Source organism: Novosphingobium endophyticum, from assembly GCF_014640675.1.
GTDB lineage: Bacteria > Pseudomonadota > Alphaproteobacteria > Sphingomonadales > Sphingomonadaceae > Novosphingobium > Novosphingobium endophyticum.
On record NZ_BMHK01000022.1, the window covers coordinates 34305 to 56277 of the forward strand.

Annotated in this window: 23 protein-coding genes; 9 read left to right on the top strand and 14 right to left on the bottom strand. The window is 64.0% G+C overall.

The window, feature by feature from the left end:
• Window positions 1–15 precede the first annotated feature (15 nt).
• The 5 genes from IEX32_RS14685 to ectA are packed head-to-tail and all read right to left on the bottom strand — an operon-like array spanning window position 16 to window position 4738.
• Complete coding sequence (locus IEX32_RS14685) at window positions 16–1455, bottom strand: aspartate kinase (protein ID WP_188772299.1); 1440 nt, start codon at window positions 1453–1455, stop codon at window positions 16–18.
• Window positions 1452–2369: an ectoine hydroxylase gene (thpD, locus tag IEX32_RS14690; protein ID WP_188772300.1), complete on the bottom strand. Its 918-nt coding sequence runs from the start codon at window positions 2367–2369 to the stop codon at window positions 1452–1454. Before thpD ends, IEX32_RS14685 begins: the two co-directional genes overlap by 4 nt.
• A gap of 30 nt (window positions 2370–2399) precedes the next feature.
• On the bottom strand, window positions 2400–2813 hold the full coding sequence (locus IEX32_RS14695; RefSeq protein ID WP_188772301.1) for an ectoine synthase: 414 nt from the start codon (window positions 2811–2813) through the stop codon (window positions 2400–2402).
• A 15-nt stretch (window positions 2814–2828) separates the two neighbouring features.
• A complete protein-coding gene (ectB, locus tag IEX32_RS14700) occupies window positions 2829–4133 on the bottom strand; it encodes a diaminobutyrate--2-oxoglutarate transaminase (RefSeq protein WP_188772302.1) in 1305 nt (434 codons plus the stop codon).
• Window positions 4130–4738: a diaminobutyrate acetyltransferase gene (gene ectA, locus IEX32_RS14705; protein ID WP_308421062.1), complete on the bottom strand. Its 609-nt coding sequence runs from the start codon at window positions 4736–4738 to the stop codon at window positions 4130–4132. The genes ectB and ectA overlap by 4 nt, the downstream gene beginning before the upstream one ends.
• A gap of 199 nt (window positions 4739–4937) precedes the next feature.
• On the opposite strand from ectA, the gene IEX32_RS14710 reads away from it, so the two are divergent.
• Both IEX32_RS14710 and cmk read left to right on the top strand, forming a co-directional pair.
• A complete protein-coding gene (locus IEX32_RS14710; protein ID WP_188772303.1) occupies window positions 4938–5426 on the top strand; it encodes a MarR family winged helix-turn-helix transcriptional regulator in 489 nt (162 codons plus the stop codon).
• Window positions 5427–5517: 91 nt separating this feature from the next.
• Complete coding sequence (gene cmk / locus IEX32_RS14715) at window positions 5518–6150, top strand: (d)CMP kinase (protein WP_188772304.1); 633 nt, start codon at window positions 5518–5520, stop codon at window positions 6148–6150.
• On the opposite strand, the gene IEX32_RS14720 is transcribed toward cmk, so the two are convergent.
• The 5 genes from IEX32_RS14720 to IEX32_RS14740 form a co-directional block, all read right to left on the bottom strand.
• On the bottom strand, window positions 6143–6628 hold the full coding sequence (locus tag IEX32_RS14720) for an aminoacyl-tRNA deacylase (RefSeq protein WP_188772305.1): 486 nt from the start codon (window positions 6626–6628) through the stop codon (window positions 6143–6145). The two genes, cmk and IEX32_RS14720, sit on opposite strands and share 8 nt — an antisense overlap.
• A 251-nt stretch (window positions 6629–6879) precedes the next feature.
• Window positions 6880–7098, bottom strand: a complete 219-nt coding sequence (locus tag IEX32_RS14725) for a hypothetical protein (RefSeq protein WP_188772306.1) — start codon at window positions 7096–7098, stop codon at window positions 6880–6882.
• Between the two features lie 182 nt (window positions 7099–7280).
• Window positions 7281–8819: a SpoVR family protein gene (locus IEX32_RS14730; RefSeq protein ID WP_188772307.1), complete on the bottom strand. Its 1539-nt coding sequence runs from the start codon at window positions 8817–8819 to the stop codon at window positions 7281–7283.
• Window positions 8816–10132 (bottom strand): YeaH/YhbH family protein, encoded by a 1317-nt coding sequence (locus tag IEX32_RS14735; protein WP_188772308.1) that lies wholly within the window; start codon window positions 10130–10132, stop codon window positions 8816–8818. The genes IEX32_RS14730 and IEX32_RS14735 overlap by 4 nt, the downstream gene beginning before the upstream one ends.
• 36 nt (window positions 10133–10168) lie before the next feature.
• Entirely contained in the window at window positions 10169–12112 is a 1944-nt protein-coding gene (locus IEX32_RS14740; protein WP_188772309.1) for a PrkA family serine protein kinase, read from the bottom strand.
• 341 nt (window positions 12113–12453) lie between these two features.
• Here IEX32_RS14740 and ligM point away from each other — a divergent pair, with 341 nt between their 5' ends.
• The 4 genes from ligM (at window position 12454) to yghU (ending at window position 16432) form a co-directional block, all read left to right on the top strand.
• Window positions 12454–13854, top strand: a complete 1401-nt coding sequence (ligM, locus tag IEX32_RS14745) for a vanillate/3-O-methylgallate O-demethylase (protein WP_188772310.1) — start codon at window positions 12454–12456, stop codon at window positions 13852–13854.
• Window positions 13855–13928: 74 nt separating this feature from the next.
• Entirely contained in the window at window positions 13929–14804 is an 876-nt protein-coding gene (locus IEX32_RS14750) for a methylenetetrahydrofolate reductase (RefSeq protein ID WP_188772311.1), read from the top strand.
• Between the two features lie 121 nt (window positions 14805–14925).
• The gene (locus IEX32_RS14755; RefSeq protein WP_188772312.1) at window positions 14926–15399 is read left to right on the top strand and encodes a Saro_0803 family transcriptional regulator; all 474 of its coding nucleotides are present in this window, start codon (window positions 14926–14928) and stop codon (window positions 15397–15399) included.
• A 127-nt stretch (window positions 15400–15526) separates the two neighbouring features.
• Window positions 15527–16432 carry a glutathione-dependent disulfide-bond oxidoreductase gene (gene yghU / locus IEX32_RS14760; protein WP_188772313.1) on the top strand — a complete coding sequence of 302 codons (906 nt, stop codon included), beginning with the start codon at window positions 15527–15529 and terminating at the stop codon, window positions 16430–16432.
• A 21-nt stretch (window positions 16433–16453) separates the two neighbouring features.
• Here the strand turns inward: yghU and ald are convergent, their stop codons facing one another.
• On the bottom strand, window positions 16454–17569 hold the full coding sequence (ald, locus tag IEX32_RS14765; protein ID WP_188772314.1) for an alanine dehydrogenase: 1116 nt from the start codon (window positions 17567–17569) through the stop codon (window positions 16454–16456).
• A gap of 147 nt (window positions 17570–17716) precedes the next feature.
• Here ald and IEX32_RS20715 point away from each other — a divergent pair, with 147 nt between their 5' ends.
• From IEX32_RS20715 to IEX32_RS14780, 3 genes are all read left to right on the top strand, one after another.
• Complete coding sequence (locus tag IEX32_RS20715; protein ID WP_373285454.1) at window positions 17717–17872, top strand: Lrp/AsnC ligand binding domain-containing protein; 156 nt, start codon at window positions 17717–17719, stop codon at window positions 17870–17872.
• A gap of 192 nt (window positions 17873–18064) precedes the next feature.
• Window positions 18065–18760 carry a Crp/Fnr family transcriptional regulator gene (locus IEX32_RS14775; protein WP_188772316.1) on the top strand — a complete coding sequence of 232 codons (696 nt, stop codon included), beginning with the start codon at window positions 18065–18067 and terminating at the stop codon, window positions 18758–18760.
• A gap of 61 nt (window positions 18761–18821) precedes the next feature.
• Window positions 18822–19217, top strand: a complete 396-nt coding sequence (locus tag IEX32_RS14780) for a hypothetical protein (protein ID WP_188772317.1) — start codon at window positions 18822–18824, stop codon at window positions 19215–19217.
• Here IEX32_RS14780 and IEX32_RS14785 read toward each other — a convergent pair.
• The 3 genes from IEX32_RS14785 to IEX32_RS14795 all read right to left on the bottom strand — a co-directional run bounded on the left by IEX32_RS14785 (window position 19208) and on the right by IEX32_RS14795 (window position 21814).
• Window positions 19208–19831: a response regulator transcription factor gene (locus IEX32_RS14785; RefSeq protein ID WP_188772318.1), complete on the bottom strand. Its 624-nt coding sequence runs from the start codon at window positions 19829–19831 to the stop codon at window positions 19208–19210. The genes IEX32_RS14780 and IEX32_RS14785 overlap by 10 nt on opposite strands.
• Window positions 19824–20993 carry a two-component system sensor histidine kinase NtrB gene (locus IEX32_RS14790; protein WP_188772319.1) on the bottom strand — a complete coding sequence of 390 codons (1170 nt, stop codon included), beginning with the start codon at window positions 20991–20993 and terminating at the stop codon, window positions 19824–19826. Before IEX32_RS14790 ends, IEX32_RS14785 begins: the two co-directional genes overlap by 8 nt.
• Before the next feature lie 236 nt (window positions 20994–21229).
• Window positions 21230–21814 (bottom strand): uracil-DNA glycosylase family protein, encoded by a 585-nt coding sequence (locus IEX32_RS14795; protein WP_188772320.1) that lies wholly within the window; start codon window positions 21812–21814, stop codon window positions 21230–21232.
• Between the last annotated feature and the right edge of the window lie 159 nt (window positions 21815–21973).

A 21973-nucleotide genomic window follows, 5' to 3' on the forward strand; every position in this document is an offset into this window, starting at 1 on the left:
GCGCCGGGGCCGTTCTCAGGCCGCCCGGCGACCGTCTGCGGCGGCGGTGGTTTCCACCAGCGCCTTGTGCAGTGCGCGCACGGCGGTCTCAAAATCGGCGCAATCGACGACGAACTGGATATCGACGTTACGGATCTGGTGCTGCATGGCCATCATCCCCACGCCCGCGCGGTCCAGCGCCACGAGCGCGTCGGGCACCAGCCCCGGCCGGGCAATGTCGCTGCCGATCACCGAGACCATGGCGACCTTCTGCGCGCTGATCGCCGCGCCCGGATAGGCGCCCTGCAATTCCTCGAGGACGCGGGCCACTGTCTTGCCGGTCGCCGTGAGGTAGTGCGTGATCGTGTTGGCATTCGATGACTTGCTGACAATCCAGGCGCCGTGGCGCGTAAGTGCTTCCAGGATCGCGGCATCGTAGCCCTTTTCGCCCACCATGTCCTGCTCGAAGAACTGCAGCGCATGGACGGTCGGCACGCCGGTGACGATTTCCACCTTCGGCCGGTCGGACACATAGTTGCCGCAGATCAGCGTGCCTTCGTCCTCGCGGTCGAAAGTGTTGCGCACGCGCAGCGGAATATCGGTCTGGCGCAGGCCGCGCCCGGCGCGCGGATGGATCGCCTCCATGCCGAGGTTGGCAAGCTGGTCGGCGACGTCATAGTTGGTGCGGCCGATCTTGCGTGCCTTGCCCTTGCCGACCAGCTTGGGATCGGCGCTGGAGAGGTGGAATTCCTTATGGATGATCGCCTCGCGTGCCTGTGTCAGCACGGCGATGCGCGAGAACGTCATCTCGGAATAGCCGCGCGCGTAGCGGCGCACCATCCCGTCGCTGCAGCCGGCATAGCCGGTGACGATCGGCAACTCGCGGGTGAGGTCGATGGGTTCCAGCGCCGCGAGGATGCGTTCGTCGAGGCTGGCCTGGTCTTCCTCGCCGCAGTGGGTGAGGTCGACCATGCGCGCGTTGACGCCCCGGTGGCGCAGCAGCAGGGCGGTGCTGTGGGCGCTGTGCGCCTCGCCCAGCCCGGCAAGCATCTCGCGCACCGTCATGAGCTGGTCCTTGACCGAGAAGCGCCCGTGCGAGCGCAGCCGGTCGAGGTCTTCGAGGCAGGCGGCCAGCGAATCGATTCGCTGATCGACGAAGGCGTCCGCTTCATCGCGGCTGCCGGCGCGCGCGAACATGGTGGCGTTGCGCTCGTGCATCGCGTTGCGGACATCTTCCAGCCCCTCGCGCCAGCACTCCTCTCCGTCGTTGTTGACGAAGCGGGCATGGACGCCGGGAGCGCCGGTCTTCTTGTGCTCCAGCAGCAGGTCGGTCATGCCCGCGTAGGCCGAAACGACGAAGATGCGGTTGTAAAGCTCCGCGCCTTCGCGGCCGGCGATCAGCACGTTGTCGAATACGGTGGCGGTGGCGGCCATGGAAGTGCCGCCGATCTTTTCGACGCTATGGTTGCCCATCACACCAATTCCCCTGTCAGTAGGCCGCTTACCGGGCGCAGTGCCGGTGTTTCGGCGCGCGCGGCGATGAATTCGGGCCGAGGCGTCTCGGGGCCGAAAGGACGCTCCAGCCGGTTCGAGACGGCGTTGAAGACGAAGAACACGTTTGAGCGCGGGAAGGGCGTGATGTTGCCGTTCGAACCGTGCATCGTGTTGCAGTCGAAGATGATCACCGTGCCGGGCTTGCCGGTCGGCGCGACGATGCCGTGCCGGTGCGCCATTTCAGCCAGGCTCTGATCGTCGGGCACGCCGTATTCCTGCTTGCGCAGCGACGTCCTGTAATGGTTTTCCGGCGTCTCGCCGACGCAGGTCAGGTAATTCCGATGCGATCCGGGGATCAGCATCAGCGGGCCGTTGTTGGCCGTGTTCTCGGCCAGCAGGACCGACATGGACAGCGCGCGCATGCGCGGCATGCCGTCCTCGACGTGCCAGGTTTCGAAGTCGGAGTGCCAGTAGAACTCCTTGCCCAGGAAGCCCGGCTTGTAGTTGAGGCGGGTCTGGTGGAGGTAGATGTCGTCGTTGAGCAGGAACCGGGCGACGCCGGCCAGCCGCTCGTCGGCCGCAAGGCGCGCCATCAGGCGGTTCTGCGTGTGGACCGAAAAGACCGAGCGTACTTCCTTGCCGCCCGGTTCGGCGATCACCGTCTCGGGTTCGAGCGCGTCGGGATCGGCGAGGATCTTGGCCGCCTCTGTCTGGAGCGCCGCGATCTCATCCGCGGAAAACAGGTCTTCGAGCACGAGAAAGCCGTCGCGCTCGAAGCCTTCGGTCTGCGCACGCGTCAATGGCGCCGCTTCGGTCCACGTGCCGTGCACGACAGGATCGGTGCGCGGGAGCATCTCGGGCTCTGCCGCGCATCGCGAAGGATAGATGTCCTGCATGGGAATTCCCCTGCTTGGTTCTGACTGCGATCAGGTACTGAATTCAGGCTCGGCGGGCACTTGCGGATCGGCCGGATAGGCGCCGTTCTCGTCGTGCACCTCGTCGCCTGTCACCGGCGGGTTGAACACGCAGGCGGTCAGGATATTGGTCTCGCAGCGCACGATATGCCGGTCGTGCTCGTTGAGGGCATACATGACGCCCGGCGCCAGCCTGTGAACCTCGCCGGTGGCAAGGTCCTCGATCGTGCCGGTGCCCTTGAGCACCATGACCGACTCCAGGTGGTTCTGGTAATGCATGTGGAGTTCCGCGCCGGCGTAGAGCGTCGTGATGTGGAACGAGAAGCCCATGCCGTCGTCCTTGAGCAGCATGCGCGCGCTTTCCCAGCCGTCGGATTTGACGTTGCGGTCCGAGTCGCGGATTTTCGAGAGTTTGCGAACGATCATCTGGGTAGTATCTCCTTATTCCGCGGCCACGTCGTAGGCGGCCGCGAGCACGTCGCGCGTGCAGCGTTCGAGGATGTCGAGCCCGGCGGCGAGTTCGTCGTCGCTGATGACGAGAGGCGCCAAGACCTTGACGATTTCGTCGTGCGCGCCGCTGGTCTCGATGATCAGGCCCTGCGCAAAGCAGGCGGAAGTAATGGCCTCGGCCGCCTCGCCCGAGCCCACGTCGATGCCGCGCATCATGCCGCGCCCGCGCGTCGAAAGGCCAAGGTCGGCCGCCAGACGCTCGAGCCGCGCGGCAAGCAGGTCGCCTCGCCGCTTGACGTCGGCAATGAAGCCCTCGTCGCCCCAGAAGTGGCGCAATGCCGCGTCGGCGGTGACGAAGGCATGGTTGTTGCCCCGGAAGGTGCCGTTGTGCTCGCCCGGCGACCACTGATCTAGCTCGGGGCGGAACAGCGTCAGCGCGAAAGGCAGGCCCATGCCGGAAAGCGACTTGGCCAGCGTGACGATGTCCGGCGTGAAGCCCATCTCCTCGAAGCTGAAGAAGCCGCCGGTGCGCCCGCAGCCGGCCTGGATGTCGTCTACGATCAGCAGCGCGCCGTGGCGCTTGGCGATGGCCGCGATCCTGCGAAGCCATTGGGGCGAGGCGGCGTTGAGCCCGCCTTCGCCCTGCACCGTCTCGACGATGATCGCCGCCGGCGCATCGAGGCCGCTGGAGGGATCGGCAAGCCGCTGTTCGAGCAGATCGGCGGTGTCCACGTCCGGGCCGTAGTAGCCGTCGTAGGGTTCGTGGCTGACGTGCGAGAGCGGCACGCCCGCGCCGCCGCGCTTGGCGGCATTGCCGGTGCAGGCGAGCGCGCCCAGCGTCATGCCATGAAAGCCGTTGGTGAAGGCGATCACCAGTTCGCGTCCGGTGACCTTGCGAGCCAGCTTGATTGCCGCCTCTACCGCGTTGGTGCCGGTCGGGCCGGTGAACATGGCGCGATAGTCGAGGCCGCGCGGCTTCAGGATCACTGTCTCCAGCGCTTCCAGGAAGCTGGCCTTGGCATCGGTGTGCAGATCAAGGCCGTGGGTGATGCCGTCAGCGGAGATGTAGTCGAGCAGGGCCTGCTTGAGCACGGGGTGATTGTGCCCGTAATTGAGCGTCGAGCAGCCGGCCAGGAAGTCGAGATAACGGCCGCCCTGATCGTCGTGGATCCAGACGTGCTCGGCCCGGTTGAACTGGCGCGGCATTGCCCGGGAATAGCTGCGCACCACGGATTCGCGGCGCTCGTAGATGCCCCGGTCGGGAATATTCTGGCTGGGTTTCGGCATGATTGTCATGACAGCGAAATCTCCGGTTTGGCCGGTCGGGCGTCGCCGGCCGGTTGGGTATGGAAAGGGCCGATGCGAATTTGCCATTCGGTTGCGTGCGCGCCGGCGAAGTGAATCTGTTGGTCGAAGCGCGGGGTCCGCTCCAGGGGCGCCTCGCGCCGCCGCGCGAAGCTGCGGAACATGGCGAGCGATGCGTCGTTATCGGGCGTGACGGTCGTCGTAAGCGCGGTCACCCCATGCGTCGCGGGCCGCCCCAGCAGGGCATCGAGCATGCGCCCGCCAAGGCCCTGCCCGCGCGCCTTCTCCGATACCGCGACTTGCCAGACGAACAGCTCACCGGGGCGCGTGGGGGGGCGATAGGCGGAAATCCATCCCATCAGCTCGCCGCCGCGCTCCGCGATGATGCAGGTGTCGGCAAAGTCGCTGCACTGGAGCAGGTTGCAATACGCGGAATTGGTATCGAGCGGCGGGCAGGCGGCAATCAGGCTGGTGACGGCCGGCCCGTCTTCGGCGCGAGGCTCTCTGAAACTGAACGCTTCCTCGCCTGGTTCGGGAGAAAGCGTGTTGTCCCGCGGCGATCCGGGGATCGCTTTGGTCTTCCGGTCGGAAATAATTTACCTCCCAAAGGATTTTTCAGTTCAAATAGGCGCTTCGCTGCGCCCGATGTGGCGCCGTATATGAGGATTGTGACGCTTTTATCAACCCATTATGCTGGAGCAGCGCCTCCCGGAGGGCGCGCGCCTTGCCAAAATGCTTAGTTTGACTAAGGGAAATTCGATTGTCGCGGACGGCGACAAAAAGTAGAAAACCGCTGTGGAAACCGATTTTTTGCATCCTACGCTACGCGCGCTTCGCCGACTCCTGCGAGTCACCGAACTGGGGGGAAAGCAGCTGGCCGCTGTGACGGGGCTGACGACGTCGCAGCTCATGGTGTTGCAGGAGGTCGACCGCGGGGGGGAGGTCATGCCCAGCGCCGTGGCGCATGCGCTCCAGTTCAGCCAGGCAACGATCACGACGCTGGTGGACCGTCTGGTCGCGGTGGGTCTCGTCACACGCCAGCGCAGCGACCTCGACAAGCGGCGGATGCTGTTGCGGATCACCGACGAGGGCCGGTCGGTCCTGAACCGTGCGCCTGACATGCTCCAGGACCGCTTCGGAGAACGCTATTCCTCGTTGCCGGAATGGGAGCAGGCGATGATCCTCGCCGGGCTCGAACGTCTCAGCGAGCTGCTCGGCGCGAGCGACATCGACGCCGCGCCGCTGCTCGATTCCGGACCCATCGACCGCGGGCTGCAGGGCTGACCGTGCCGCCCGGCCAACCCTGCCGGATCATTGCAAACATGCCTGTAGATGCCCATCTCGGGATCATCGACAAGATAGGGGGCACAAGGCCATGCTTATCGCCGTTGATGGTCCCGTAGCAGCGGGAAAAGGCGCAATTGCCGGTGCGCTGGCCCGGCGTTTCAAACTTCCGCATCTCAATACGGGGCTGCACTATCGCGCCGTCGCCCGGCAGGTTCTGCTCAATGGCGGCAATGTCGATGATGAAGACGACGCGTTCGATGCCTGCGATTTCCCGATCGAACTGCTCAGTGAGCCGCACCTGATTTCCGAACTGATCGCGGACCTTGCGAGCCATGTTGCTGTTTTCCCGGCGGTGCGGCAGGCCCTGTTCGAGCGGGAATGGGCCTTTGCCCATCGGCGCGGCGGCGCAGTGCTGGAGGGGCGCGACATCGGGACGGTGATAGCGCCCGATGCCGATCTCAAGTTCTATGTCACTGCCGAGCCTGCCATCCGCATCCGCCACCGTTTCGAAGCGCTGATGGAAGCCGAATATCCGATCGAACTGAGGGAAGTGGCGGCCGAACTGACGGCGCGAGACAAGCGAGACCGGGAACGCGCGCAGGCGCCGCTCAGGGCCGCGAGCGATGCGATCGTTCTCGACACCTCGCAACTGATGCGCCGCGACGCGGTTACGGCGGCGATCGATGCTGCGGAAGGGCGGCTGGCCGTTGGTATCAGTTGAGCATGCCGAAGGCGCAATGCCTGGACTTGCCGTTCATCCGTCGCCAGTCCGCGCCTTCGATGGCAACCAGCGTGCGGTGATCGCCGCCTTCGAAGAAGATCTCGTCATCCCTGTCCGTTTCCTCACGCATGAGGTCGTCGTCGACGATGACTTCCAGGCCATAGGCGGCGCCCAGCGCCGGAATGGCCCCGAATTCGCAGTCGGGAAAGCTCATCGCCGCTTCCGGTTCCTTGAGCAGGCGGACATCGCGGCCGAGCGATCTGCGAAGCCGGTTCAGGTCCACTCTCCGGGACGCGGGCAGCACCGCCAGAAGGTAGTCATCGCCTGCCTGCAGCATCACGCCTTTTGCCACATGATTGCCGGAGACATGCGCGGCCTGCGCGGCCTGTGCCGAGGTGAAGGTGCGATCGTGCGGGATCTCGTCGTAGGCCGTGCCACAGCCCGTGAGATACTCGCGCAGGTGAGGTGAGATAGCCATGGCGTTCTCCAGTCCATCCGGAGCGCTGTACGGCCTGTCCCGAAGGTGCGGTCCGCAAGAGGGCTTCGGGACCGAGCCGGGCGCCAGGTCGGACCAGCGCCTTTGGTGCGGCGAATTATAGCAGAGACTCGCGCCGCCTCCAACGGGCAAGCGCCGGAATTGCGACAGGCATGCGGCCATTTACGGCGGATCGGACATGACCTGCCGTGAAGCTTGCTGAAAGGGACGGAATCGGGCCTCTGACCGGGCTGTCAGCCGCGGGCGCCCACCGGGATCTGAACCTCAAGAACCGGCCCGCGTCCTACGGGGTATTCTTCCAGGCCCACGTCCTGCTGATCAGCTTTGCGCCGGTACGTCTCGGCCATGGCGCGATGCATCTTGCGCGCTTCGGCATCGGCCGTCGCATTCGCAAGAGAATCGTGCATTTCAGCACGTTGACGATATTCGGCCGACGAAAGATTGCCTTCCATTCGTCTTCCTCCGGGTTCTGCCCCACCCACCAGCATTTGCATGCCGACGAAGGGTGGTTACGCCGGAATCCATGCACCGGCAAGCCCGCATGGCTGAGCCGGCAATTCCAAGCGACCAATCTACGCCAGAATAGACTGGAAGGGAACCCGAATCGAGGTAACTCGGCGCGTCAGGAGACCGTTCAGAAGAATAAGCCGGGCCGCGGCTCTATCGTGTAAGTGTTGAGACTCTTCCTGTCGGCGCCGGACACCTCGGTCAAAATCACCTCATATCCCCACAGGTCGGCGAGATGCTGCAGCACCCGCTCCGCATCGTCGGGTTCGAGCAGCACCTTGTCGCGCACGCTGTGTTCGAGCAGGAGCTTGCGGTCGCTGTCGAAATCGACGTCCACGATCTGGATGTCGGGATCCTGCCAGGCGACGTCGTGGTGGCGCGCCAGGGTCCGGCGAATCTCGCGGTAGCCTTGCTCGTCGTGGATCGCCGCGACCCGGACCTCGTCCTCGCTTTCGTTGTCGTCGAGCTTGAAAAGACGCCATTTTCTGATGAGATGAGGGCTGAGGAACTGGGCGACGAAGCTTTCGTCGCGGTAGTTCGCCCAGGCGTTCTTCAGCACCTCGACCGGTTCGTTCCCGCCGGCGAATTCGGGGAACCAGAGCCGGTCCTCCTCGGTGGGGTCGATGCAGATGCGCTCGATGTCTTGCATGATGCCAAAGCCGAGCGCGTAAGGATTGTGGCCGCCATAGTGCCCCGAATCGTAGACCGGCTGGTAGAGCACGTTCGAGTGCGAGTGCAGGAACTCCATGAAGGCGCCGTCGCTGATCTGTCCGGTTTTGTGCAACCGTTCCAGAATCCGGTAGTGGCACCAGACGGCGCAACCCTCGTTCATGACCTTGGTCTGGCGCTGCGGATAGAAATATTGCGCGATGAGCCGGACGATTCGTAGGATTTCGCGCTGCCAGCCCCTGAGTCGCGGAGCGGACTTCTCCAGGAAATAGAGGACGTTTTCCTGCGGGAGCCCGAACGTCCGGCGGCGCTCGTCGCGATTCTCGCGCTTGCCGCGCTTTTTCTTGGGCAGTGTGCGCCACAAGGGGTTGTAGGTCGCTTCCTCGTAGGCGCGGCGCTCCTCCTCGCGCCGTCGCTCCGCGTTGAGGTTCAGGGGCGCGGCGCGCGGATAGCGGTGGATGCCCTGCTGCATCAGCGCATGCGCGGCATCGAGCAGCCGTTCCACTTCGGCCTGCCCATGCCGTTCCTCGCACCGGGCGATGTAGTGCCGCGCGAATTCGAGGTAATCGAGGATGCCCTCGGCATCGGTCCATTGCTTGAAGACGTAATTGTTCTTGAAGAAGTGGTTGTGGCCGAATGCGGCGTGCGCGATCACCAGCGTCTGCATGGTCGCGCTGTTTTCCTCCATGACGTAGCTGATGCAGGGATCGGAATTGATCACCAGCTCGTAGGCCAGGCCGCGCAGCCCCTTGCGATAGAGCAGGTCGTTGGCGAGGAACTGCTTTCCGAACGACCAGTGCTTGTAGAAGATCGGCATCCCGGTCGAGGCATAGGCGTCGAGCATCTGCTCGGACGTGATCACCTCGATCCGGTTGGGATAGACATTGAGGCCCAGTTCGCCGATGGCGATGCGCTCCACCGCGTCGTAGATCCGCTGCAAGGTGTCGAAGTCCCAGTCGCTGCCGCGGTAAAGCAGGGTGGAGGTCGGTGCGTTCATGAGGCGCGCGCCATGCCCCGACGCTGGAACAGCTCGCGAAAGACGGGATAGATGTCCTTGCGCGAGTGGACCTTGCGCATCGCGAACTTCCCGCCCGCCGTACCGATCTCCTGATAGGCTTGCCACAGATTGCTGGGCCTTTCCTCGCCCATTGCCGAAGCTGCCGTGGGAGACGCGGGTGCGTCCGAAACCTCCAGATAGGCGGCATACTGCACCAGCGGCAGAATCTCGTCACGCATCAGCGACATCGTTCGCGGATTGTCGCGCGTGAAGTTGTCGCCGTCGGAAGCCTGGGCGAGGTAGATGTTCCAGTCCAGCGGCGAATAGCGCTTCCGGACGATGTCCAACATCTCCTCGAGCGCCGCGGAAACGCGCGTGCCGCCGGTTTCGGTGCTGTAGAAGAACGTGTCCTCGTCCACTTCCTGCGCGGAATCGGTATGGCGGACGAAGACGATCTCGACGTGGCGATAGCAGCGCGTGACGAACAGGTAGAGCAGGATGAAGAAGATCTTCGCCAGCTCCTTCATGTGCTCGTTCATCGATCCCGAAACGTCCATCAGGCAGAAGATCACGGCCTGCGAGATCGGCCGGGGATCCTGCTCGAAGCGCCGGTAACGCAGGTCGATGGGGTCGATATAGCCGATCAGCGTGCGCCGCCGCACCAGCGCCTCGAACCTTTCACGCAGTTCGCCCAGTGTCTTGCGGTCCTTTTCCGTGGGCACGGCCTTGGCTTCCAGCCCTGCGATCTCCTCTTCGAGTTCGTCCATCTCAGCCTTGCTCGGCCGGCGCATTGCCAGTCGGCGCGACATCGCATTGCGCATGGTGCGCGGCACCGAGAGGGCGGAAGGCGAGCCTGTGACCGTGTATCCCGCCCTGCGGATGTCGAATGCATCGCTGGCGGTCAGCTGGCGTTTGGCGAGATCGGGCAGTTCCAGATCTTCGAGGAAGAGGTCGAGAAACTCCTCGCGCGTGAGAATGAAGCGGAATTCGTCCTCGCCGTTGCCCTGGCCGGCCTTGCTGCCGCTCGCCTCGCCGGATTGCGGGCGCTTGATCCGGTCGCCGGTACGGAACACCCGGTTGCCGGGCAGGACGTGGTCGCGATTGCCGCTGGAGCTGTCCCGCCGCAGCGTCGGCTCATGGACGCCGCCGGGCTTGATGCTGACTTCGCCTTCGCTCTCGATTTCCCGGATCTTGCGCGATCCCAGCGAGTCCCGCACCGCACCGCGTACCATGTCGCGTGCCCGGCGCAGGAAACGCTGGCGGTTTACCAGGCTTTTGCCGCGGGGATTGAGGCGTCGGTCGATGATATGCATGTCGTTGTTGGTACGCCTCCTCAGCTCAAACGGGCCTTACTCCGCCTGCTTGACGCGCATGTACCATTCGACCAGCCGCCGGACCTGCCGGGGCGTATAGCCGCGCTCGACCAGCCGCGTGACGAACTCGTCGTGCTTGCGCTCTGTCTCGCTGTCGCGCTTGGAGCCAAAGCCGATCACGGGCAGCAGGTCTTCCACCTGGCTGAACATGCGTTTCTCGATGACTTCGCGGATCTTCTCATAGGAGTTCCACGAGGGATTGCGGCCGTGGTTGGCCGCCCGCATGCGCAGGGCGAACTTGACCACCTCGTTGCGGAAGTCCTTGGGATTGGCGATGCCCGCCGGCTTCTCGATCCGTGTCAGTTCCTGGTTGATGACGTCGCGGTCCAGCATCTGGCCGGTATCGGGGTCCTTGAAGTCGAGGTCTTCGATCCAGGCGTCGGCATAAGCGACGTAGCGGTCGAACAGGTTCTGGCCATAGTCCTCGTAGGATTCGAGGTAGGCCTTCTGGATCTCGTTGCCGATGAACTCCGCAAAGCGCGGGGCCAGTTCGCCCTTGATGAATTCGAGGTATTGCGCCTCGGTTTCGGCGGGAAGCTGTTCCTGCCGCACCATCGATTCGAGTACGTACATCAGGTGCACCGGATCGGCGGCGATTTCCTCGGTGTCATGGTTGAACGTCGCCGCCAGCGCCTTGAAGGCGAAGCGCGTGGACATGCCGTTCATGCCTTCGGTGACGCCGGCGTTGTCCTTGTATTCCTGCATCGTCTTGGCGTGCGGATCGATATCGCGCAGGCTCTCGCCATCATAGATGCGCATCTTGGAATAGATGGAGCTGTTCTCCGGATTCTTGAGCCGGGTCAGAACCGAGAACCGGGCCAGCATATTCAGCGTGCCGGGCGCGCAGGGCGCTTCGAAAAGCTGCGATTCGCGTAGCAGCTTTTCATAGATCTTCTGCTCTTCGGTGATGCGCAGGCAGTAGGGAACCTGGATCACGTAGATGCGGTCGATGAAAGCCTCGTTGTTGCGGTTGTTCTTGAAGTTCTGCCATTCCGATTCGTTGGAGTGCGCCAGGATGACGCCGGAAAAGGGGATCGCGCCGATATTCTCGGTGCCGATGTAGTTGCCCTCCTGCGTCGCGGTCAGCAGCGGATGCAGCATCTTGATCGGGGCCTTGAACATCTCGACGAACTCGAGAATGCCCTGGTTGGCGCGGTTGAGGCCGCCCGAGTAGCTGTAGGCGTCGGGGTCGTTCTGCGAGAGCAGCTCGAGCTTGCGGATATCGACCTTGCCGACCAGCGAGGAGATGTCCTGGTTGTTCTCGTCCCCCGGTTCCGTCTTGGCGATGGCGATCTGCCGCATGCGTGAAGGGGTGATGCGCGCGACCCGGAACTTGGAAATGTCTCCGCCGAACTCGTCGAGGCGTTTGCGGCACCATGGGCTCATCAGGCCCGCCATGTACCGGCGCGGGATGCCGTATGTCTCCTCGATGTCGGGTCCGTCCACATCGGGATCGAACAGGATCAGCGGGCTCTCGAAGACCGGGCTCAGGCTGTCACCGGCCTTGAGCACGTAGATCGGATGGACCTCCATCAGTGCCTTGAGCCGTTCGGCGATCGACGACTTGCCGCCGCCGACCGGACCCAGCAGGTAGAGGATCTGCTTCTGCTCCTCGAGCCCCTGGGAGGCGTGGCGGAAGAACGAGACGATCCTCTCGATCGTATCTTCCATGCCGTAGAATTCGGAGAACGTCGGGTAGGCCCGGATCGTCCGGTTCATGAAAATGCGGCCGAGGCGCGCGTCCTTCGATGTATCGACGATTTCCGGCTCGCCGATTGCCGCCAGGAGACGCTCGGCAGCGCCCGCGTAGAGCATGCGATCATCGCTGCACTTGGACAGGTACTGCTCCAGCGTCCACTCGGTTTCCCGATGCGCCTCATAGGAGTGCATGTATTTTGAAAAGAGATCGTTCGTGGCCATCGCGAAATACCTCGCTCGCCCTGCTCGTCAGACTCGAATGGTATCAAGTTTCGCTTTTGGCTACCAGCAATTAACTCGACCTATCCACCGGCATGCCAACCTGTGCCATCTTGTGCCGTTGGATTTCTTTACGTTTGCTTTCCGGCGGTTGAACGATCCCGCGCGAGGCAGGTCTGGCGAACTATTGCGGGCCCGAGTCGTTCGGGCGCCCAGCAATGCTTTCATCGCCTCTATCGCGTTCCGCACGAGGTGCGGCGGGAGCACAGGACGACGATTGTTTGCATGGCATACGAAATTTGATATGCGTTGCTTACAGTGTTTTTCGATGGGAGAAGGACGAAATGTCGGTCAACAGCCTTGAGGATGTGATCGCGCGGACGGGGGATGTGGTGGGAATGCTGCGCAATTCGCAGCTGGGCGCCTATGTCTACCCCGTGGTTGCGCCCGAGTTTTCGAACTGGCGTTCGGAGCAGTGGGCCTGGCAGCACTCTGCGGTGCTGTTCGACCAGTCACACCACATGGTGAACCTCTATATCCGGGGCAAGGACGCGCTGAAGCTACTGTCCGACACCATGGTGAACTCGCCCAAGGGCTGGGCGGTGGGCAAGGCCAAGCAGTACGTCCCGACCACACCCTATGGCCACGTTATCGGTGATGGCATCATCTTCTGGGAGGAAGAGGAGTCGTTCACCTATGTCGGCCGCGCCCCGGCTTCGAACTGGCTGCGCTTCCATGCCGCGACCGGCGGCTACGACGTCGAGATCGAGCTGGACGACCGCTCGCCGATGCGCCCGATGGGCAAGCCGGTGGTCCGCAAGGAATGGCGCTTCCAGATCCAGGGTCCGAATGCCTGGGCCGTGATCGAGAAGCTGCACGGCGGCCCGCTGGAGCAGCTCAGGTTCTTCAACATGAGCACGATGAACATCGCCGGTCGCCAGGTCCGCACCCTGCGCCATGGCATGTCGGGCGCGCCGGGCCTCGAAATCTGGGGCCCCTACGAGGAGCAGGAGGAAATCCGCGCGGCGATTCTGGAGGCGGGCAGGGAATTCGGCCTGATCCCGTGCGGAAGCCGGGCCTATCCTTCGAACACGCTCGAGTCGGGATGGATTCCCTCGCCGCTCCCGGCGATCTACACCGGCGACAAGCTCAAGGCCTACCGCGAGTGGCTCGGCGGCGACAGCTACGAGGCGACCGGTTCGATCGGCGGCTCGTTCGTTTCGGACAATATCGAGGATTACTACCTCAACCCGTGGGAACTGGGCTACGGCCCGTTCGTGAAGTTCGATCATGACTTCCACGGCCGCAAGGCGCTGGAGCAGCTCGATCCGGCCGCGCAGCGCACGAAGGTGACGCTCGCCTGGCATCCGGAGGACATGGCGAAGATCATGGCGTCGCTGTTCGATCCCGATGGCGAGAACTACAAGTTCTTCGACGTGCCGCTGGCGAATTATGCCTCCTCGAACTACGACCGCGTCACCGACGCCGACGGCAAGACCCTCGGCTTCTCGATGTTCACCGGCTATTCGTTCAATGAAAAGCAGGCGCTTTCGCTCGCCACCATCGACCCCTCGGTTCCGGTCGGCAGCGAGATCCGCGTGGTCTGGGGCGAAGAGAACGGCGGCACCGGGAAGACCACCGTCGAGCCGCACAAGCAGCTTTCGGTCCGCGCGATCGTCTCGCCGGTGCCCTACAGCCGCGTGGCGCGCGAATCCTATCACGAAGGCTGGCGCACCCACGGCTGAACCCCGCAATCGCCGCGCCGCCAGGATCGCCGCAAGCGCGAACGGGCGGCGACCGCCACCGGCTGAGGAGACGCATGGCCATACCGCTGATCCACCCGAACTGGGACAAGGAGCCCAACGGGATCACCGACGGCTTCTCGCTTGAGATGACCGCCAGGGACGAGCCTGCGCTGCGCGACGCGGCGCCGCTGGTCCCGGCCGAAACCCCCGTCGCCATCACCTACCTGCCTGGCGAGGCCCTGGAGGCACGCGTCGCCGCCACGGTGGCGGTGCGCGAGCTTGGCTGTGAGCCGATGCCGCATTTTTCGGCGCGGCGTATCCACTCGGAGGATGACTTCGAGGGCTATCTGAAGGCCGTCGTCGAGCAGGCGGGCGTGAAACGCTGTTTCATCGTCGCGGGCGATCCGCCCGAGCCCGAGGGACCCTATTTCGACACGTCCGCGCTGATCGCCACCGGCGCTTTCGAGCGATCGGGAATCAGGGCGATCGGCATCGGCGGCCATCCCGAAGGCCACCCGAACATGACCACGGCCGAATGCTGGGCCGTGCTTGAACGGAAAGTCGCCGAGATCGAACGGCGCGGCATGGCGCCGCTGATCGTCACCCAGTTCGGCTTCGACCCCGATGCTTTCCTCGCGTGGCTCAAGGAATTGCGCGTGCGCGGCATCGACTGTCCGGTCCGTCTCGGCGTGCCGGGTCCGGCGGGGATCAAGCGCCTGCTGTCCTACGCGGCGCGCTGCGGCGTGGGTGCATCGGCTTCGGTTCTGAAGAAGTACGGCATTTCCGTCACCAACCTGCTCGGCAGTGCCGGCCCGGACAAGATGGTCGATGCCTTCGCCGCCGGGCTGGGGCCGGAGCACGGCCGCGTGCGGCTGCACTTCTACCCCTTCGGTGGCATGGTAAAGACGCTCGAGTGGATCGCGGATTACAACCGGCGGCACGGGTATTGATTGCGGCGTGAGGCTTCATCGGCGATGGGGCATTGAAATCGTTGGCATTGGCGGGTTCGGGCGATGACGGCCATGCTTGTCCTCTCGATTCACAGTATGACGATCCCGCCGGGAGACCCTGATGACTAGATCCAAGGAAGATCCGGTGCCGACCGCGCCCCACGTGGAGGGGGACGAGGACATCGGCGAAATCCGGAACATCGTGGGCTTCCATATCCGGCTGGCACACGGCGCGGTCTATCGCCACTTCACCGAGACATTCTCCGAACTTGGCCTGACCCAGAAGCAGGTGTCCGTCCTGTGGCTGGTCGAAGACCATCCCGACGTTGCCCAGACCGACGTTGCACAGCGCATGCGCATGGACCGCGCGACGACGATGGCGATCGTCAATCGGCTCGAGGCGCGCGGCTATCTGGTGCGCGGCAAATCCCCGACCGACGCGCGCAAGCAGACGCTCAACCTGACTCCGTCCGGTCGCGAGACGCTGGTGACCGCCAAGGAGGCGATCGTCGAGCACGAACGCTGGCTGAAATCCCGCTTTACCGACCGTGAGGTCGAAATGCTGATCGAGATGCTGACCCGGATTCACGAATAGGCTGCCGCAAGACGCGTGGCAGCCGGCGTTCGCGGCGGGCATTATCTGGCGGCGACGGTTGCCGATATGCGATCGAGGCCTATCTGTCGCACGCACGGCAAACCATTATCGAGAAGGAGAAAAGCGAATGGCCGACGGCGATTTCGCGCAGAACCAGCCCCCGGGCTATGTTCCGCCCCGGGTGTGGACCTGGGATGCGCCAAGCGGCGGCACCTTCGCGAATATCAACCGTCCGGTCTCGGGCGCGACGCACGACAAGGAACTGCCCGTCGGCAGGCATCCGCTCCAGCTCTATTCGATGGGCACGCCGAACGGCGTCAAGGTCACCATCATGCTCGAGGAGCTGCTCGAAAAGGGGCATGCGGGCGCCGAATATGACGCTTGGCTGATCCGCATCGGCGAAGGCGATCAGTTCGGCAGCGGCTTCGTGGCGATCAATCCCAATTCGAAGATTCCGGCCATGGTCGATCGCTCGATCGATCCGCCGGTTCATCTGTTCGAAAGCGGTTCGATCCTATTCTACCTCGCCGAGAAGTTCGGTGAGTTCCTCCCCTCGGAACCGCACAAGCGCGCGGCGACAATGAACTGGCTGATGTGGCAAATGGGCGCGGCGCCCTACGTCGGCGGCGGGTTTGGGCATTTCTATGCCTACGTGCCTTTCAAGATGGAATATCCGATCAACCGCTTCGCGATGGAAACCAAGCGGCAACTGCATGTGCTCGACACGCACCTGGCCCGCAGCGAGTTCATGGCGGGCGACGAATATTCCATTGCCGACATGGCCATCTTCCCCTGGTACGGCGGCATCATGAATGGCGCTTATGATGGACAGGAATTCCTGTCGGTTCATGAATACACCCATCTCGATCGCTGGGTGAGGCAGATCGCGGCGCGCCCCGCCGTCATCCGGGGCAGGATGGTCAACCGCACTTCGGGCGAGCCGGAGAGCCAGCTGCGCGAGCGCCACGACGCGCGCGACTTCGAGGTCAACCGCGAGGATCTGGTTCAGGCTCGAGGCGGGGAGCGCGTTTAGCGCGAACCGCGCCGGGTGGGATCAGCCGATGATCGACGACGCCGGCGTGAACGCGTAGCCCAGATCGCGGGCGACGGCTTCGTAAGTGATCTTGCCTTCATGGGCGTTGAGCCCGGCGGCGAGGTGCGGATCGGCCGCCAGCGCCGCCTTCCAGCCCTTGCCGGCGATTCGCAGCACATGCGGCAGGGTCGCGTTGTTGAGGGCATAAGTGCTGGTGCGGGCCACGGCTCCGGGCATGTTGGCGACGCAATAGTGGACGATGCCGTCGACGACATAGGTAGGCTTGGCATGGGTCGTAGGACGGCTGGTCTCGAAGCACCCACCCTGATCGATCGCCACGTCCACGAGGACCGCGCCGGATTTCATCGTCGCGAGCATCTCGCGCGTGACCAGCCGTGGCGCCGCGGCACCCGGTATCAGGACCGCGCCGATGACGAGATCGGCGTGGGTGACCAGCTCGGCGAGCGTCGCCTTGCCCGAATAGAGAGTACGCACGCGGCCTTCGAAATGGTTGTCGAGCCGTTCCAGGACGCCGTGATCGCGGTCGAGAATGGTCACGTCGGCGCCCAGGCCGACCGCCATCTGCGCGGCATTGAAGCCCACGACACCGCCGCCGATGACAAGGACCTTGCCGGGAAGAACACCGGGGACGCCGCCCAGCAGCACGCCGCGGCCGCCATGCGCCTTCTCCAGCGCCGTCGCGCCCGCCTGGATCGCCATCCGGCCGGCCACCTGGCTCATCGGCTTGAGCAGCGGCAGGCCGCCGCCGGGGCCGGTCACCGTTTCATAGGCGATCGCGGTGACACCCGACTTGACGAGATCCGCCGTCTGGTCCGGATCGGGCGCGAGGTGCAGGTAGGTGAACAGGATCTGGCCCCGGCGCAGCATCGCACGCTCCACGGCTTGCGGTTCCTTCACCTTGACGATCATTTCCGCGCCGTCGAACACGGTCCTGGCGTCGGGCTGGATGGCAGCGCCAGCGGCCTCGTAGGCGGTGTCGGCGGCGCCGATCCCGAGACCCGCGCCGGTTTCGACCCAGACTTCGTGCCCGGCCGAAACGAGTTCCTCGACGCTCTCGGGAGCCAGGCCGACGCGGTATTCATGGTTCTTGATTTCGCGAACGGTGCCGATGCGCATGGCGGTCCTTCTCCTCACCTTCGATCCGGTACGAGGGCGAATGCGCCCGGGGACTATTGGAGAATAATCCAGAATGCCCGCCAGTTGTTTCCTATTTTGCGCTTGAACGGCATATTCATCGGAATAAGGCCGGGGGCCGAAATCTTCGTGGAAATCACGCTCGTGAGCCAGAGCCGGGACGCCATGGATGATTTCGAGCGGGCGGTGGGAACGTTCGACGAAATCCTCGAATGCCACCTCACGTCCGGCGCGGCGGACTATATCCTGCGCATCGCGGCGTATCCGGTTCGGCGCGCCGGGTGAAACGGGGCGCCCCTCATCGCGCTACGCGGTGTTCCCATCCGTAAAATTGCGAATGGCGAGGCCGCGAGCCGTGGACGAGAAAAAGGGCGTGAACTTGATGTAGCTCATTGACCGGCAGATCAGCGCCGCAAGGCGGCCGGGCAATGAGAACAGCAAAACCCGTGGCCCCCTTTCAGAAAGGACCTCTGAACCATGGATGCATGCGCTCACTGCGCCGTCCGCGAAAGCGCAATCTGCCATTCGTTGCCCGAAGACAGGCTCGAGGAACTCAGCAGGTACGGGCGCCGCCAGAACGTGACGAGGGGGCAGACGCTGCTGTGGGAAGGCGAGGATTCGCTGCTTGTCGGCAATGTGATCGACGGCGTGCTCAAGCTCTCCGCCTCGACCTGGGACGGCTGCGACCAGACGCTTGGTATCGCCTATCCCAGCGACTTCATCGGCCGGCCCTTCGGAACGAAGAGCCAACAGTCGGTGACGGCATTGACCGACGCCATGGTGTGCACCTTCACGCGGGCGGATTTCGATGCCGTCGCACAACGCAATCCCGATCTCGAGCACTCGCTGCTGCAGCGGACGCTGTCGGACCTCGACCACGCGCGGCGCTGGATGCTGCTGCTGGGGCAGAAGAGCGCGATTGAACGGGTGGCGAGCTTTCTGCTCGAAATGGCCTCGCGCCTTTCCGAGGATGGCGAAGACGAAGCCGGTCGGATCGTGTTCGAACTGCCTTTCGGGCGGCAGGAGATCGCGGAGGTGCTTGGTCTCACCATCGAGACCGTCAGCCGCCAGATCACCAGGCTACGCTGCGACGGGCTGATCGAAACGCCAGGCAAGCGCACGATCGCGATCCTCGATCGAGAGGAGCTGGAGACCCGTGCTGAAAGTGCTTAGACGGCCGGGTTACGTAACAATCCCAATTTCCGCGACTGGTCGTATCCCGCAGTTGTTGAGAATGACGGCACGCGGTCCTTTGACTTATGTTTGGAAGAGCATCCGTCTCGAACTGGCCAAGACGCCGGGATTTCCGAGCGGTTCGGCAAGCAGGGCCTACATGCTGAACCTTCCCATGCGCAAGGACGGCACCGTTGATGTGCAAGCGGTTCGGGCAAATCCCGCGATTGCGGGGTTCCGGCGCTTCTGGCCCAACGAGCCGGACCGGCGGGGGCATGTCGTGCGTACCGATGGCGGCTGGGCGCTGTCCTTCCAGCCGGCGACGAATGGCAGGACGCTGTTCCTGATCGAGATGCGACGCCTGTTGCCGGGCGACGAGGTGATGATCGAAAGGAGTGAGGGCGGCAGCTGGCCATTTCGCGTCGTCGACCTACCGCCTGTCGATCGTCAATCCTGATCCGCTCCGACCCCGGCGGCGAAGGCGACGCGCAGGGCTTCGGACAGGCTCGCCACTTCCAGCTTCTGCATCAGATTGGCACGGTGGACCTCCACCGTGCGCGGGCTGATCTCCAGATCGAAGGCGATCGTCTTGTTGGGGTGCCCCCGCACGAGCCCTTCCAGGACATCCAGCTCGCGCGGGGTCAGCACGCTCAGCCGGGCCAGCGCCTGTTCGCGACGGGAAAGGTTGCTGTGCGACTGCGCCAGCCGGGAAAAGCCGTCCTCGATTGCTTCCAGCAACACGGCCTTGTCGAATGGCTTTTCGATGAAGTCCACCGCGCCTGCCTTCATCGCCTGGACCGCCACGGTGACATCGCCATGCCCGGTCATCACAACGACCGGATAGGTTATCGCCCGTTCCCGCAAGGCCTGCTGGACTTCCAGCCCGTCCATCTCCGGCATGCGAACGTCGAGGAGGATGCAGCCGGCGTCCAGCTGCCCGACGGCATCGAGGAAATCGACGCCGGTTGCGAACGTCGTCACCGCATAGCCGGAACTGCGCAGCATGAATGAGGCCGACCGGCGGATGGCTTCGTCATCGTCTACCAGATAGACCGTCTTGCTGTCATTCATCGGCGTGGATCTCCGCCTCGGGCAGGGTGAAATGGAACGCGGTGCCGCCAAGCGACGAGGGCTCGGCCCAGATCTTTCCCCCGTGCGCCTCGACAATGGTCCGGCAAATGGAAAGCCCGAGCCCCATGCCCGCCGCTTTGGTGGTCATGAACGGCTGGAAGAGCTGCGCCGCCACTTGCGGGGCGAGGCCTGGCCCGCTGTCGGCCACCGTCACCTGCACATGGCCATCGTGAATGCGGCTGCTGCTGAGTTCCAGCCGCTTGAATGGCGAGGTTTCCATCGCCTCGACCGCGTTCCTGATGAGGTTGAGCAGGACCTGCTGGATCTGGATGCGGTCCACCAGCAGGAGTTCGGCGGACGGATCGATCCGCACCTCGAACTCCACTGATCGGCTGCCGGTGCCGACGAAGGCGAGGGCGCTCGCTTCGTTGACCAGCCGGGGCAGCGCGACGATCTGCCGCTCGGTCTCGCCGCGCGAGATAAAGTCGCGCAGCCGGCGCACGATCTGCCCGGCCCGGATGGACTGCGCCGCGCATTCGTCCAGCGCTTCGCGAATGAGCGCGATGTTTTCCGCGCTCGGATCGGCCAGCATCTCGCTCGCGGTCTGGACGTAGTTGGCGATGGCGGTGAGCGGCTGGTTCAACTCGTGCGCGATGGAGGTCGCCAGCGTTCCCATGGCCGTGACGCGCGAAACGTGCGTGAGCGCATCCTGCAGGTCGTGAAGCCGCAGTTCCGTGCGCTGGCGCTCCGTCAGGTCGCGGATGAAGCCGGTGTAGATGCGCCGCGAGCCGATGTGCGCCTCGCCCACCGAAAGCTCGATGGGAAAAGTGGTGCCATCGCGCCGCCGCGCGGTGGTGACCCGGCCGATCCCGATAATGCGCCGCTCCCCGGTGACGAGGTAGCGCTTGAGATACATGTCGTGCCGCTCCCGGTCGGGGGAAGGCATGAGCGTGCTGACGTTTTCGCCGATCAGTTCGGCTTCAGAAAAGCCGAACATCCTTTCGGCGGCGGAGCTGAACGAGATGATCCTGCCCGCTTCGTCAATCACGATCATCGCATCGGGCACGCTGTCGAGGATCGACTGCAGGTGCGCTTCGTTGCCGGAAACCGCCGGAACGGCCTGCCCGGTACCCTCGTCGCGATCCGGAGCCTCGTCACTCATGCCGATCTCGCGAGGCGAGGTTGCCTGTTGCCGATGTGACCTGTCTGGTCAGCCGCAATCAAGAGCCTCTCCCCTGTCTGTTCGAACCAGGCCCGCTTCACAATTTGCGCAAACGACTGCCACCTCAATAATGGACTCAATAATGGATTTGCGCACTGTCTTGAAGATAAATTCCTGAAAGAACAGATTCGCGCTGATATGCGCGGCGCCGGCTTTTGGCAGAATCGCCGTGGCGACTAGTTAAGGGCCAGGCGTATCCGGCCGCGCAATTCGGGCAGGACTTCGGCCTCGAACCATGGGTTTTTCGCCATCCACAGCCGGCTTCGCCACGCCGGGTGGGGCAGGGGGAACAGGCTCTCCGGCGCGTCTTGCCATCGGCGCACCGTCTCGGTCAGATTGCGCGCGAAGCCTTTGGGCAGATATCGCTTCTGCGCATACTGGCCGATCAGCAGGCTAAGCCGCACCCGTGGCAGGTGGCGGCGAAGCGCCTCGTGCCAGAGCGGCGCGCATTCAGGGCGGGGCGGCAGGTCGCCGCCGCTGCCCTTGCCCGGATAGCAGAAGCCCGAAGGCATGTGCGCGACCTTATTCGGATCGTAGAACGCCTCGCGCGAGAGGCCGGTCCAGTCGCGCAGCCTCTCGCCGCTCTCGTCGTCCCACGCCTTGCCGCTTGCGTGGACCCTGCTGCCCGGCGCCTGCCCGATAATCAGCACGCGCGCGCCGCTCCCCGCCTGCACGACGGGGCGAGGCTCATGCGGCAGACGATCGGCGCAGACGCGGCAGGCGCGGATGTCGCGTAGCAGGGTTTCGAGCGCGCTGGTCATCACCGGCAAAGATGGGCGGCGGCGGACAGAGGCGCAAGCTCCGGGCGGAACCTTCCAGGGCTCCGAATCCAAGTTAACGGATTTTGGTATCGAGGATTGAGGCGAGATAATCGAGATTCCATCCGGCGCGTTTGCGGCGCAGACTGATGGTGGTTGGCT